Annotated in this window: 13 protein-coding genes; 4 read left to right on the forward strand and 9 right to left on the reverse strand. The window is 72.0% G+C overall.

The features are described 5' to 3' along the window. Nucleotide 1 precedes the first annotated feature (1 nt). From AC5L35_RS20350 to AC5L35_RS20385, 8 genes are all read right to left on the reverse strand, one after another. A complete protein-coding gene (locus AC5L35_RS20350; RefSeq protein WP_495061239.1) occupies nucleotides 2-1,213 on the reverse strand; it encodes a glycoside hydrolase family 3 N-terminal domain-containing protein in 1,212 nt (403 codons plus the stop codon). A gap of 180 nt (nucleotides 1,214-1,393) precedes the next feature. Then, nucleotides 1,394-2,392 (reverse strand): glutathione S-transferase family protein, encoded by a 999-nt coding sequence (locus AC5L35_RS20355; protein WP_495061240.1) that lies wholly within the window; start codon nucleotides 2,390-2,392, stop codon nucleotides 1,394-1,396. 51 nt (nucleotides 2,393-2,443) lie between these two features. Continuing rightward, nucleotides 2,444-3,157, reverse strand: coding sequence for an SDR family oxidoreductase (locus AC5L35_RS20360; protein ID WP_495061241.1), 714 nt, complete (start codon nucleotides 3,155-3,157; stop codon nucleotides 2,444-2,446). Between the two features lie 174 nt (nucleotides 3,158-3,331). Next, entirely contained in the window at nucleotides 3,332-3,877 is a 546-nt protein-coding gene (locus AC5L35_RS20365) for a GtrA family protein (protein ID WP_495061242.1), read from the reverse strand. Between the two features lie 173 nt (nucleotides 3,878-4,050). Then, nucleotides 4,051-4,599, reverse strand: a complete 549-nt coding sequence (gene pcaG, locus AC5L35_RS20370; RefSeq protein WP_495061243.1) for a protocatechuate 3,4-dioxygenase subunit alpha — start codon at nucleotides 4,597-4,599, stop codon at nucleotides 4,051-4,053. Continuing rightward, a complete protein-coding gene (pcaH, locus tag AC5L35_RS20375; protein ID WP_495061244.1) occupies nucleotides 4,592-5,308 on the reverse strand; it encodes a protocatechuate 3,4-dioxygenase subunit beta in 717 nt (238 codons plus the stop codon). The genes pcaG and pcaH overlap by 8 nt, the downstream gene beginning before the upstream one ends. A gap of 22 nt (nucleotides 5,309-5,330) precedes the next feature. After that, nucleotides 5,331-6,500, reverse strand: a complete 1,170-nt coding sequence (locus AC5L35_RS20380) for a 4-hydroxybenzoate 3-monooxygenase (protein WP_495061245.1) — start codon at nucleotides 6,498-6,500, stop codon at nucleotides 5,331-5,333. 89 nt (nucleotides 6,501-6,589) lie between these two features. After that, nucleotides 6,590-7,537: a helix-turn-helix domain-containing protein gene (locus AC5L35_RS20385; RefSeq protein WP_495061246.1), complete on the reverse strand. Its 948-nt coding sequence runs from the start codon at nucleotides 7,535-7,537 to the stop codon at nucleotides 6,590-6,592. A 56-nt stretch (nucleotides 7,538-7,593) separates the two neighbouring features. Between AC5L35_RS20385 and AC5L35_RS20390 the strand changes: the two genes are divergently transcribed. Both AC5L35_RS20390 and AC5L35_RS20395 read left to right on the forward strand, forming a co-directional pair. Next, nucleotides 7,594-8,961, forward strand: coding sequence for an MFS transporter (locus tag AC5L35_RS20390; protein ID WP_495061247.1), 1,368 nt, complete (start codon nucleotides 7,594-7,596; stop codon nucleotides 8,959-8,961). Between the two features lie 62 nt (nucleotides 8,962-9,023). Then, a complete protein-coding gene (locus tag AC5L35_RS20395; protein ID WP_495061248.1) occupies nucleotides 9,024-9,764 on the forward strand; it encodes an IclR family transcriptional regulator in 741 nt (246 codons plus the stop codon). 54 nt (nucleotides 9,765-9,818) lie between these two features. Here AC5L35_RS20395 and AC5L35_RS20400 read toward each other — a convergent pair whose 3' ends face one another. Further along, on the reverse strand, nucleotides 9,819-11,093 hold the full coding sequence (locus AC5L35_RS20400; protein ID WP_495061249.1) for an HNH endonuclease signature motif containing protein: 1,275 nt from the start codon (nucleotides 11,091-11,093) through the stop codon (nucleotides 9,819-9,821). Between the two features lie 354 nt (nucleotides 11,094-11,447). On the opposite strand from AC5L35_RS20400, the gene AC5L35_RS20405 reads away from it, so the two are divergent. Together AC5L35_RS20405 and AC5L35_RS20410 are read left to right on the forward strand one after the other, a co-directional pair. Then, a complete protein-coding gene (locus AC5L35_RS20405; protein WP_495061250.1) occupies nucleotides 11,448-12,446 on the forward strand; it encodes an acetamidase/formamidase family protein in 999 nt (332 codons plus the stop codon). A gap of 12 nt (nucleotides 12,447-12,458) precedes the next feature. Continuing rightward, nucleotides 12,459-13,217: an SDR family NAD(P)-dependent oxidoreductase gene (locus tag AC5L35_RS20410; protein WP_495061251.1), complete on the forward strand. Its 759-nt coding sequence runs from the start codon at nucleotides 12,459-12,461 to the stop codon at nucleotides 13,215-13,217. Nucleotide 13,218 lies beyond the last annotated feature (1 nt).

A 13,218-nucleotide genomic window follows, 5' to 3' on the forward strand; every position in this document is an offset into this window, starting at 1 on the left:
GTCAGGAGCAGGCCTGTTTGGCCTTCAGGACGCGGGTCACGGCGGCGTCGTTCGTGGCGGGGTCGAGGCGGCCCGCGTCCAGGGCCTGCACCAGCCGGTCGAGCACCGGGGTGACGCGGCCGCCGCTCGACCAGAGCGCCATGTCCGCGCCGGCGGACAGGGCGTGCTCCACCGCCTCGGGCAGCTCGAACGCGCCGGTGATGGCCTTCATGGCACCCAGGTCGTCGGTGAGCACGAGACCGTCGAAGCCGTAGTCGGTGCGGAGTAGCTGGTAGACGGCCGGGGTGAGCGAGCTGGGCAGGTCGTCGGTGAGCCCCGGGACGTCGAGATGCCCGACGAGCACGCCGGTGCGCCCGTCGGCGAGCGGGCCACCCGGGCCCAGCAGGTCGGCGTAGGGCCGCAGGTCGTCGGCGCGGAGCTCGGCGAGCGGCGGCGTGGTGACCCGGCCCTTGTGCGAGTCGCCGTCACCGCGGCCGTGGCCGGGGAAGTGCTTGAGGACGGTGAACACGCCGGCGTCCCGCTGCCCCTCGGCGAAGGCGGCCGCGTAGCTCGTCACCGCGTCCGGGTCCACCCCGAAGGACCGGTCCCCGATCACCGTGTTCGCCGGGCGGCCGCCGAGGTCGACCACCGGGGCGAGGTTCATCGTGATGCCGCGGGCGAGCTGCTCGCGCCCACGTTCCAGGCCCCGTTCGCGTACCTGCTGCGGAGTCAGCTGGGCGGCCATCACGCGGGCGCTGGGCAGCTCGCCGTCGAGATCGTCGATGCGCTGCACGCGGCCGCCCTCGTCGTCGGCGGCGACCGCGAGCGGGATGCGGGACATCGCCTGCACCTCGCGCAGAGCCTGGTCGGTGAGCAGCTCGGTGGCGTTGCCGCCCACGAATACCCCGCCCACCTGCGTGGCCCGCACCGTCTCGGCGGTGGTGGCCGGGTCGGCGGCGTCGACGCCCACCATGAGCCGCTGCGCGAGCTTGACCCGCGGCGACATGCCGGCGACCACGGCGGTGCAGCGGGGCAGCCGGTCCGGGCCCAGGTTCTCGCCGGAGACCGGCGGTGCCGGAGCCGGGGGCGCAGGCGATGTGGTCCCTGCCATGGCCACGGCGGGGACCACGAGCAGCACGGTGAGGGCACCCGCCAGCGCACCGGCCAGGGAGCGTGCCCGGCGCAGGCCGGGGCGCAACGATGGTGAGGACGGGGACGGCACAGAGGTCGGCATCGCCACCATCATCGGCCCGCGGCGGTCGGCGGGACTGCCGGGGTGGGGACACCTCGGAACGGCCGGCCGTGTACGACCTCGTGGTCGCGCTGGCCGCCGGTCAGGCCGGGGCCGTGCTGGTGAGCCTCGACCGGCGCGCCGCCTCGACCTACGAGGCAGCGGGAACCGCGTACGAGCTGCTCAGCTGATCGGTGGCACCCGCTCGGCCTCCGGCGGCGGGCCGGGCGGCGTGCCGTTCCCGAACGGGCGGCCGCCGAGCGCCTCCCGCCCGTGCGGGGTGAGCCAGCCGCGCAGGTCGGGTCCGAGTGGCACGATCCCCGACGGGTTGATGTCGGTGTGCACGCCGTAGTAGTGCTGTTTGATCTGCTCGAAGTCGATCGTGTCGCCGAACCCCGGTGTCTGGAAGAGGTCACGCGAGTAGGCCCACAGCACAGGCATCTCGGCCAGCTTCTGGCGGTTGCACTTGAAGTGGCCGTGATAGACGGCGTCGAAGCGCACCAGCGTGACCCACAGCCGCACGTCGACCTCGGTGATGGTGTCGCCCACGAGGAAGCGCCTCGTCGCGAGCCGCTCGGACAGCGCGTCGAGCCGGGCGAACAGGGCCCGGTAGGCGCGCTCGTAGGACGCTTGTCCCTTCGCGAAGCCGCACTTGTAGACGCCGTTGTTGACGTCCTCGTACACGGCCTGGTTGATCTCGTCGATCTCGGCGCGGTGCTCCTCCGGGTAGAGGTCGGGGGCGCCGTCGCGGTGGTACGCGGTCCACTGGGTGGAGAGGTCGAGGGTGAGCTGCTGGAAGCCGTTGGTGACCACCTTCCCACTGGCGATCTCCACCACGGCGGGCACCGTGACGCCGCCGTCGTAGCCGGGGTCGGCCTTGCGGTAGGCCTCGCCGAGGTACTCGATGCCGAGCACCGGGTCACGGTTGTCGGGATCGAGGTGGAACCGCCAGCTGCGCTCGTCGTGCAGCGGCCCGGCGATGCCCATGGACAGCACGGGCTCCAGCCCCAGCAACCGGCGGACGATCACGCTGCGGTTCGCCCACGGGCACGCCCTGGCGACGACGAGCCGGTAGCGACCCGGCTCCACCGGCCATCGGGACGAGCCGTCGCCCGTGATCCGCTCGGTGAGCGACACCGGCTCGCGCTCGAACGCCTCGCTGCTCGACTGGGTGGCCGTCATGCCTGGAATCTAGGCCGAGTCCCGCAGTGCGTCTCGTCCAACACGTGCTCCTCAGTCGGGGATGTCGGCCGTCGGGTCGCCCTGCACCCGGTACGACAGCGACGCCTTGACGGTCCGCGCGGGTTCGTCGGCGAGAACCTCGGGCCGGTCGTGGAGGATCGCGTCGATCGTCTGCGCGGCAACGGACTCCGCCGTGACCTTGGGCGCGTCGATGGCGGTCACGAACTCGGTGTCGACGTACCCGACGTGCACCCCCACCACGAGGGTTCCCTGGTCCCGCAGCCCGGTGCGCAGGGCGTTCGTGAGTGCCCACTCCGCCGACTTCGACGCCGCGTAGCCCACCGCCGGGACACGCGCGCGCCACGACGCGACCGACAGCATGTTCACCAGCGCACCGCCTCCGTTGCGGGCGAGGATGGGCGCGAAGGCGCGGGAGACCGACCACGTGCCGAGGTAGTTCACCTCCATCTCTCGCCGCGCACCCTCCAGGTCACCGTCGAACAGCCCGACGCCGCTCTGGACCCCGGAGTTGTTGATCACGATGGTTGCGTCGCCGACCCGCTCGGCCGCTGCTGCGACCTGCTCGGGGTCGGTGACGTCGAGGGCGAGCGGGATCAGCCGCTCGTCGGCGACGGTGGTGGTGGAGGGGTCACGGACGCCGGCGTAGACGGTGGCCGCCCCGTGGTCCAGCAGGGCCTGCGCGAACGCGAGGCCGATGCCGCGTCGCGCTCCGGTGACCAGCGCTGTTGCACCTTCGATACGCATCTGTTGCTCCGCTCCTGTCGGTCGGCCCCCCTCAGCGCGGCGCGCTGAATACAGTTAGTACACCCAGCTCTCTCGCCGGTCTTCCCCGGTCGACACGACTGTGAGAAGGGAGACCCCCTGTGGAGTTACTCGCAAAACCCGGGTCGCCGTGACGGATGAGAGCGAGCTACCTCGTCATCCGTGCCGGTGCAGCAGGTGCCCGCGGAACCAGGGCAGTGCGCTCGGCGAGCCGTCCCGTACGTCGTGATGGGTGTCCGGACCGAACACCCAGTACCGCAGGACGAGGAACCGGCCCAGGCCACCGAGGACGCTCGCCACGGCCACCGCCAGCGTCTGCTCCCATGCCGTCGGGGAGTCGATCACCTCGCCGAGCAGCATGAGCACGGCGGAGCTGTAGAAGGCGTAGAACAGCACGGTGCCGCCGCTCTGCACGTGCGAGCGCAACCGGTGCACCTCGCTGCCGCCGAAGGTGAAGCGGCGGTTCGCCTCGGTGCTCACCACCGTGCTCAGGACGAGCGCGGTCAGGTTGGCCGGCACCGTGTCCCACCACGTGCGCAGCAGCAGGAAGATCGCCGCGTTCACGACCGTGCCCAGACCGCCGACGACGGCGTACCGCAGCACCTGCACCAGCAGCGGGTACCGCTCCCGGATCGCGGACGGCCGCCACCTGCCCGGCAGCTCGTCCAGCGGGACGCCCACATGGAGCGCTGCGCCCGCCACCCCGACCACGTCCCCCCACTGCGTCGCGAACCTCGTGGTCCCTTTGTCGCAAGGGGACCGGTGGCCGCGCTGTGCCTCACCTGTGACAACGATGTGGACGATCACTCATTCCGGCCGACCGGCACATACTGCAGTGATCGGCAACACGTGCCGCAGCGGGGGGCGGGTCGGGGTCAGACGGCCAGGAAGACGGTCTCCCCGTCGCCCTGGAGGCGGATGTCGAACCGCAGCTCGGACGGGCCGGCCTCCTGCGCCACCAGCGTGGCCGCACGCTCCGGCGGGAGGGCGGCGAGCAGCGGGTCGGCCGCGTTCGCCGTGGCCTCGTCCGGGAAGTAGATCCTGGTGACGACCCGGTCGAGCAGGCCTCGGGCGAGCACGGTGACGTCGATGTGGGGGGCCTGTCCGTCACCGAGCGGCCCTGGCTTGATCGTGAGGATCTCGAAACGGCCCTCGGGGCCGGTGGCGCAGCGCCCGAAGCCGCGGAACCCGGAGCCGGTGGCTCCCCGCGGGTCGTCCGGGTGGTCGAAGCGACCCTCGGCGTCGGCCTGCCAGGTCTCGACCAGCCCGTCCCCGACGGGCTCGCCGGCGCCGTCGGTGAGCACGCCGGTGATCCGGATCGCTCCCGGCGAGTCGGGCGGCACGACGAGGTGCCCTTCGAGCCAGGTGAGCCCGAGGCTCAGGAACGGTCCGACCGTCTGGGACGGGGTCAGCAGCTCACTCATGGGGCTCCTCAAACGGGGTCTGCTCGCGGCCGCGGAGCACGACGTCGAAGCGGTACGCCAGCGCCCATTCCGGGCGGGTGGCTTCCAGGTCGAACGTGGAGACCATCCGCTGCCGGGCAGCGGGGTCCGGCACCGAGTTGAAGATCGGGTCCTGGCCGAACAGCGGGTCGTCCGGGAAGTACATCTGGGTGACCAGCCGCTGCGTGAACGACCGGCCGAAGAGCGAGAGGTGGATGTGCGCCGGGCGCCACGCGTTGTGGTGGTTGCCCCACGGGTAGGCGCCCGGCTTGATGGTGGTGAACGAGTAGTTCCCCTGCGCGTCGGTCACGACCCGGCCGCCACCGGTGAAGTTCGGGTCCAGCGGCGCGGGCCAGTTGTCGCGGGCGTGGGCGTAGCGACCCGCGGCGTTGGCCTGCCACACCTCGACGAGGGTGTTCGGCACCGCACGACCGTCGCTGTCGAGCACCCGGCCGAAAACGACGATCCGCTGCCCGATCGCCTCGCCGTCGTGCTGCGCGGTGAGGTCGTGGTCGTTCGGCCCGATGTCGCCGGTGAGCAGCGGGCCGGTGACCTCGGTGAGCCGGTGGCGCAGCACGACCGGCGCCTGCGAGGGCGCCCGCAGGACGGTGCTCCGGTAGCCCTCCGACAGTAGGGGCGGATGGTTGCCATCCGGAGCCGGGCGGTAGCCGGCCGGGTGCGGGATCGTCACGAACAGCTCCTCGGAAGCTCGGTCAGGGACTCACTCCGTGGGGCAGCCCCACGTAGTTCTCGGCGAGAGTGGTGGCGGCCGCACGGGACGTCACCGTGTAGCGCAGCTGCGACAGCTGGAGGCGACGGCCGAACGGGTCGCTCTCCGGGGGCACGTGCAACATCGAGGTCATCCACCAGGAGAAGTGCTCCGCGCGCCACACCCGCCGCAGGCAGGTGTCGGAGTAGCCGTCGATCCCGGTCTCGTCGCCGCCCTGCAGGAACGTGATGAGCGCCTCGGCGAGCACGCGGACGTCGGCGATCGCGAGGTTCATGCCCTTCGCACCGGTGGGTGGCACGATGTGCGCGGCGTCGCCCGCCAGGAAGAGCCGCCCGTGGCGCATGGGCTCCGCCACGAAGCTGCGCATCCCGGTGACGCCCTTCTCCAGTACCGGTCCCTCGTTCAGGGTGAAGCCCCTGGCCGCGAGGCGGGTGCCCAGCTCGTCCCAGATCTGCGCGTCCGACCAGTCGTTCACGTCGGTGTCCGGCGGGACCTGGAGGTAGAGCCGGGTGATCTCCGGGCTGCGCATCGAGTAGAGCGCGAAGCCGTGCGGGTGGTTGGCGTAGACGAGCTCGTCGTGTGTCGGGGCGGCCTTGGCGAGGATCCCGAGCCAGGCGTACGGGTACGTCCGGTCGAAGATCTGGGGGTCGGACGCGTCGCGGGTGATGCCGTGGAAGCCGTCGCACCCGGCCACCACGTCGCAGTGCATCTCCTCGCGCCGCCCGCCGGCGTCGGTGAAGCCGATCACGGGGGCGTCGGTGAGCCCGTCGAGGGTCACGTCGCTCACCTCGAAGCGGAGGTCCCCGCCGTCGCCGAGGCGCGCGGCGATGAGGTCCTTCACCACCTCCTGCTGCCCGTAGACGGTGATCCCCTTGCCGACGAGGTCGGCGAAGTCGATGCGGTGGTCACCACCGTCGAAGCGCAGGGAGATGCCGTCGTGCCGCATGCCCTCGCGGTCGAGCCGGTCGGACAGCCCGACCTCGCGCAGCAGTTCCACCGTCGGGTGTTCCAGTACGCCGGCGCGCACCCGCCGCTCGACGTAGTCCCGGCTGCGGGTCTCCAGCACCACCGAGTCGACCCCGGCCCGGGCCAGTAGGTGGGAGAGCAGGAGTCCTGCCGGCCCCGCCCCGACGATCCCGACCTGGGTGCGCATCAGGAAAGCCTGGCGCACCCGGCGGGACCGGCTCGACTCGGCTTCCGGCCAGTGGAAGGCCGAGGCACGCGGCCTCGATGGCCGGTCGCTCACACCGAGGGGGCGGGATGCCGCGATGACAGTCGGCCGAGGGCATGACGGTCGAGGCTGCCCTCGGCGGCGCTGTAGACGACCACCCGATGGTGGCAGGTGGCCGGGATGTCGAGCACGCGGAAGTCGAGCTCGAGCCGACCGGCCGCCGGATGCTCGAAAACCTTTCGGCCCCGGTGACACGGGCGCACGTCCCGGCGCTCCCAGCGCTGCGCGAAGTCCGGTGACCGGGTGCTGAGATCGGCGAGAAGCGCCCGCAACGCCGGGTCGTCGGGCCGGTACCCGATCGCCGCCCGCAGATGCGCGACCGCGTCGTCGGCGATCTCCTCCCAGTGCGGAAACAGCCGTCTGGCGGCCGGGTTGAGAAAGGCGTAGCGAACGTTGTTGGGACGAACGCCGTCGGGCCGGTTCGCGGCAGTGTCGAGGCCGGCAGGGAAGTTGTCGACGAACAGCGCCGCCGCGGTGGCGTTCCACGCGAGTACGTCCCCGACACGGTCGATGACGTACGCCGCCGACGGCGGAGAGAGGAGGCCGAGCACGTCCCGCGCCTGCTGCAGGAGCTCGGCGGACACGGCCGTCGGACGCCGGCTACCGCTGAGATCGGCCAGGGCGTGCAAGTGGACCTGCTCGTCCTGGTCGAGGCGCAGTGCCCGCGCGAGCGCGTCCAGCACGGCGGCCGATGGTGCACCGCCACGGCCCTGTTCGAGGCGCACGTAGTAGCCGAGGCTCACGCCGGCGACGTCCGCGACCTCCTCGCGGCGCAAGCCTGACGTGCGCCGCGGACCCGAGCCGACGATGCCCACCTCGACCGGTTCGAGGCGGCTGCGGCGATCGCGCAGGAAGCCACCCAGCTCCCGCAGCCGCGCGTTCGGTGCCGTCATGTCCCCACCTCCCCCGGTCGGGCGAACGGACCGGGCCGCTGGTGTATTTCTGATCAGGGTGACCATGTCCTGGTCACCCTGATCACTGGCTGACGCCCACCGTCTGTCCGCAGGCTGGCGCCATGATCGATGTTCTCGCCTCCGGCGACACCGGGCACCACAGCTCGGCACGCCTGACTCTGGCCGCCGCCGCGGTGGGGTTCTTCGTCCTGACTCTCGACACGCAGGTCGTGACAGTGGCCATGCCCGTGATCGGGACCGAGCTGAACGGCGGCATCACCGCGCTACAGTGGGTGGTCAGCGGCTACACGCTGATGCTGGCCGCGCTGCTGCTGTCGGCCGGGTCGCTGTCCGACCGGATCGGCGCCCGCAGGGCGTTCGCGATCGGGCTGGCCGTGTTCACCGCAGCCTCCGCGGCGTGCGGCCTGGCGCCCGAGCTCGACGTGCTGGTGGCGGCCCGGTTCCTGCAGGGCGCAGCCGGCGCCGTGGTGCTGCCTTCGTCGCTGGCACTGGTCCGTCAGGCATACCCGACGGCCGCGGCAAGGACCCGGGCCGTCGCGGTGTGGACTGCCGCCGGCGGTGCGGCGATGGCCGCAGGCCCACTTGTCGGCGGGCTCCTGACCACCACGCTCGGATGGCGGTCGGTGTTCTACGTCAACCTGCCGATCGGGCTGGTGGGGTTGGTCGCGCTCATCCGGAGCCCGCGTTCGCTACCCCGCCGAGCGCCGTTCGACCTTCCCGGGCAGCTGTCCGCAACGCTGGCGTTCGCGGCCGTCACGTATGCGGTGATCGAGCGCAGCGTGGTCGCGCCGGTGGTGTTCTGCGCGGCCGCCGCCGTCTTCGTGATCGTCGAGCGCCGGTCCACGCACCCGATGATCCCGCCGCGGCTGGTCCGCCTGCCCGCAGTGGCGGTCCCGGCCGCCACGGGGCTCGCCCTCAACTTCGCGTTCTACGGCGCGGTTTTCCTGCTCGCCCTCTACTTCGAGCAGGTCCACGGGTTGTCCGCGCTCGAGACCGGCCTGATGTTCCTGCCGATGACGGCCCTGATCACCGTGGTGAACCTGCTCGCCGGACGCCTGTGCACCCGGTTCGGGCCGCGGCTGCCCATGGCCCTCGGTCAGGTGGTACTGCTCGGTGGGGTGTGCGGGCTGCTCGCACTCCAGCAGGACACCCCGCTGGTCGTGCAGGCGGCCGTCCTGCTCCCCTTCGGCCTCGGTGGCGGCCTCGCCGTGCCCGCATTGACCGCGACGTTGCTCGAGTCCGTCGACGCGGACCGCGCCGGGCTCGCCGCCGGGCTCCTCAACGCAGGACGACAGTTCGGTGGGGCGCTCGGTGTGGCCCTGTTCGGCAGTCTCGCCGCCGGCGGGGCCGTCGTCACCGGGCTGCACATGGGCGCCATCGTCGGCGCGGCGGTCCTTGTGGTGACGACGACCGCCACCGTCGTCCTGGTCAGGCCCAGGACGACGATGGACCCGTCGGACACCCGATAGGCCGGCCGGGCTCGGCCTGACGCGGCTTCCGGCCAATGGAAGGCCGAGGCACACTGGTCCTGATGGCCGAGTCAGTCACGGCGAGGGTTCTGCGGGTACTCGCGGCATTCAGCGCGGAGCGGCCCGAGCTCATGCTCACCGAGATCGGCAGGCGAGCCGAGCTCCCGCTGACCACCGCCCACCGCATCGTCGGCGAGCTCACCGAGTGGGGCGCGCTCGAACGAGCCACCGACGGCCGCTACCGCATCGGGCTGCGGCTCTGGGAGGTCGGGGCGCTGGCCCCGCGTGGGCTGGGCCTGCGCGAGTCGGCGATGCCGTTCCTCGAGGACCTGCACGCGGTGACCAAGCAGAACGTCCAGCTCGCGGTGCTCGACGGCAGCGAGGTGGTGTACCTGGAACGGCTGTCGAGACGCGGCGCCGTGCACGTGTTCACGCGCGTCGGCGGCCGGCTGCCGCTGCACGCCACCGGCGTCGGGCTCGTCCTGCTCGCCTTCGCCACACCCGAACTACAGGAGCAGGTGCTCGCCTCGCCCCTCAAGCGCTATACGTCGCGGACGATCTGCCACCCCGACGAGCTGCGCAGGGCACTGGCCGAGGTGCGCCGCACCGGGGTGGCCGTGAGCGAAGGCCAGATCGAGCTGGTCGCGCTCTCGGTCGCGGCGCCGGTGCGAGGACCGGACGGCGACGTGGTTGCCGCGCTGTCGGTCGTGGTGCCGGCGGAGTCGGCCGATGCCAGGGCCTACGTCCCCGTCGTCCTGACCGCGGCGCGGGGCATCTCGCGGGTGCTCGGCTGTCCGGACTGAGCGGCATCCCGGCCTCATGGCACAGCTGGGCTCGCCGCCCATCTGTTCGACCCCTTACGCGGCGAGGTGCAGGAGTGGTTTTCGGCGGGGTCTTCGCTGGGGGTCGATCCAGGCCGGGGGGATCAACTCGGGGAGCCCGTCGCGGATACGGACTTCCCACTCGGAATGGTGCTGGAGCCGGTGACACGCCCGGCAGAGCATCACGCAGTTGTGCAGGGCGGTGTCACCGCCGTCCTGCCAGGCCCTGATGTGGTGGACCTCGCACCACGACGGTGGCCGGCCGCAGCCGGCGCAGCCACGGTCGCGGGCGGCGATCGCCCGGCGCAGCCCGTCGGGAATGGTCCGGGTGGCCCGGCCGACGTCGAGGGGCTGGCCCGTCCCGTTGAGCACGACCGGGACGACGGCGGCGTCGCAGGCCAGCATCCGCAGCGATTCCGGCGAGAGCGTGCCACCGAAGTCCAGGCACGCGGCGCGGGCCCGGTTTTCCAGGTCTTCGAGCCGGACCAGCACGCTCAGGTGCGGGCGCCGCCCGCCGCACTCGGGGACGTCGCCGTGGTCGAGCACGTACCCGCACACATCAGCCAGGGCTTCGGCCTGGCGCTGAGCGGCGCTGCGCTGCTCGTCGCCGCTGACCGGCCGGGCGTGGGCGTCGATCACGGTGGCGATGGCGTCGAACATCGCGGCGTCATCGAACCGGGCCTTGAGGGTGCCGCCCGCTTTGCCGCGGTGGCGGGCCAGGTGCAGTTCGTTGACCGCGGCGGGTGGGCGGTCGTCGGGTTCGGGGCCGTCCTCGTCGAGGGCTTCGACCAGCGCGGTGCCCCAGGTCTGCAGCTCCGAGGGGGTGTAGAGGGCCGCTTTCTCGGCGAGTTGGGCTTCGGCGCCGGCCCACACCTGCGGTGTGAGCCGCTGCGCGGCCGGGGTGGCGAGCACGCGGGCGATCACCGCGACGTGCCGCAGCCCGGTGTGCCCGGCGGCGAACACCTCCGCGGTGGCAGGCAGCCGGGCGGGCAGCGCGGTGCCGTCGATCCCGACCCGGGGGCACACCTGCTCGGCGGCGACCACCCGGGTGCGGGCCTCGAACCGCTCCCACCCGAGCAGATCCCCCAGCGCGGCCGGACTGGACTTGTAGCCGCGCTCGGCGAACGTCCCACGCCGCTCCAGAGTGGACACGGTGGCAACGACGACCCGGTCCAACCGCCTGCTGGTGCCTTCGCACAGGGTGAGCACGGACAGCAGCTCGTCGTCGGTGGCAGCGTCGGTGGCCGCGGACAGCGCGTCGATCGCCTCGACCAGGAGGCGATGCGCGGTGGTGAGCGGGCTGTCCGACACCCCTTCATCATACTCGAACATATGTTCGAACCGATGTTCGTCGCCGCAGGTCAACAGCCGTTCAGCGCCCGTGGCGGGCCTGCCGGACTCGCCGACCGCTCCGGTCGCGCACGCCACATCTCCTACCGCGCCCTGCCCGCGGGCGGCGCGGCAAATCGTGTCAGCTCTGAGTCCCCGAGCGATTGAGTCGTACCGGTGGCGAGACCGCCCTGAAGATCGGCTTCTTCCCCGCGAACAGGACGGTCACCCACGCAGAAGCGTGGACCCTCCGGGGTCACACCGCCCCGTGCCGCGCGCTGCTTTACCTCGTGGGGGGTTGCGCGTCAGTGGCCATTGACACGACGATCACCCCTCGTGGACGTCGTCGAGTTCCGCCCCGAGCCCGAGCAGTACGCATGGACGTTCGGCGGGGTCGCCCCGACCCACCGGATCACCCCCGGCACCCTCCTGCGGCTGTGGACGGAGGACGCCTTCTCCGGCCGGCTGCAGCGCACCTCCGACAAGCCGTCGCAGGTGCTGGACATGACCCAGGTGAACCCGCAGACCGGGCCGTTCCACGTCGAGGGCGCCGAGCCGGGCGACACGCTCGCGGTGCACATCGTCGACCTCACCCCGGCCCGGGACTGGGGTGCGTCGACCACCATCCCGTTCTTCGGCGCGCTCACCGGCACCGACCGCACCGCGCTGCTGAACGACCCGCTCCCCGAGCAGACCTGGATCTACCAGCTCGACCGCGCCCGCGGCACCGTGCTCTTCGAGGCCCAGCGTTCGCAGCTCGAGATCGAGCTGCCGCTCGCCCCGATGCTCGGCACCGTCGGTGTGGCTCCGCCCGGGCGGGAGGTGCGCTCGAGCCTGGTGCCCGACACGTTCGGCGGCAACATGGACACCCCCGAGATGAAGGCAGGCACCACCTGTTTCCTCGGGGTGAACGTCGAGGGCGCCCTGTTCTCCCTCGGTGACGGCCACTACCGCCAGGGCGAGGGCGAGAGCTGCGGCACCGCCGTCGAGGGCGCCATGAACGTCACGGTGATCGTCGAGCTGATCAAGGGTGGGGCGCCGGCGTGGCCCCGGCTGGAGCACGACGACCACTACGCCGTGGTCGGCTCGTCCCGCCCGCTGGAGGACGCCTGGCGCGCCAGCCAGGTCGGCATGGTCGGGTGGCTCGGCGAGCTGTACGGGCTCGACCCGCTCGACGCCTACCAGTTGCTCACCCAGATCAGCCGGTCGCCGTTGGCGAACGTCTGCGACACCAACTACAGCGCGGTCACCAAGATCGAGAAGGCGCTGCTGCCCGCCGCCGATGCCTACGGCGGGATGCACCGCCACCTGCGCGAGCAGGCCAGCGCTCTCTAGCGAAGGACTCCCATGGATCTGCAGCTCACAGGCCGGACCGCACTGGTCTCCGGCGGCACGAAGGGCATCGGCCGCGCCGTTGTCGAGGGCCTGGTCGCCGAGGGCGTCAAGGTCGCCTTCTGCGCCCGCACGGCGAGCGACGTCGCCGCGGTCGAGGAGGAGCTGCGCGGGGCGGGCCACGACGTCACCGGCACCGCCGTGGACGTCGCCGACGCCGAGGCGCTCACCGCGTGGGTGGCGGCGTCGGCGGAGCACTACGGCGGCATCGACGTCGTCGTCGCCAACGTCAGCGCACTGGCGGTCGGTCCCGGCCCCGAGAACTGGAAGCCCAGCTTCGACGTCGACCTCATGCACACCGTCCACATGGTGGACGCGGCGCTCCCGCACCTCGAGGCCAGCGGAGTCGGGTCGGTCATCGCGGTGGCGAGCGTATCCGGCCGGGAGGTCGACTTCGCGCTGGGCGCCTACGGCGTGATGAAGGCGGCGCTCGTGCACTACACGTCGGGGCTGGCCCACCAGCTCGCCGGGAAGGTCCGGGCCAACTCGGTCTCGCCCGGCAACACCTACTTCGAGGGCGGCGTCTGGCACACCACCGAGCAGGCCGACCCGGAGCTGTTCTCCCACGCGCTGGGGCTCAACCCCACCGGCCGGATGGCGAGACCGGAGGAGATCGCGTACGGCGTGGTCATGCTCGCGAGCCCACGGGCCAGCTTCATCACCGGCAGCCACCTCGTCATCGATGGCGCACTGACCCGCGGGGTACAGCTCTGAC

The organism is Pseudonocardia sp. OZ21, from assembly GCF_059359135.1.

Coding starts and splice junctions, on each gene's coding strand:
- AC5L35_RS20385 (WP_495061246.1), bottom strand. CDS start 7,537: ATGGTCACCCTGATCAGAAATACACCAGCGGCCCGGTCCGTTCGCCCG.
- AC5L35_RS20390 (WP_495061247.1), top strand. CDS start 7,594: ATGATCGATGTTCTCGCCTCCGGCGACACCGGGCACCACAGCTCGGCA.
- AC5L35_RS20410 (WP_495061251.1), top strand. CDS start 12,459: ATGGATCTGCAGCTCACAGGCCGGACCGCACTGGTCTCCGGCGGCACG.
- AC5L35_RS20360 (WP_495061241.1), bottom strand. CDS start 3,157: ATGCGTATCGAAGGTGCAACAGCGCTGGTCACCGGAGCGCGACGCGGC.
- AC5L35_RS20355 (WP_495061240.1), bottom strand. CDS start 2,392: ATGACGGCCACCCAGTCGAGCAGCGAGGCGTTCGAGCGCGAGCCGGTG.
- pcaG (WP_495061243.1), bottom strand. CDS start 4,599: ATGAGTGAGCTGCTGACCCCGTCCCAGACGGTCGGACCGTTCCTGAGC.
- AC5L35_RS20350 (WP_495061239.1), bottom strand. CDS start 1,213: ATGCCGACCTCTGTGCCGTCCCCGTCCTCACCATCGTTGCGCCCCGGC.
- AC5L35_RS20380 (WP_495061245.1), bottom strand. CDS start 6,500: ATGCGCACCCAGGTCGGGATCGTCGGGGCGGGGCCGGCAGGACTCCTG.
- AC5L35_RS20395 (WP_495061248.1), top strand. CDS start 9,024: ATGGCCGAGTCAGTCACGGCGAGGGTTCTGCGGGTACTCGCGGCATTC.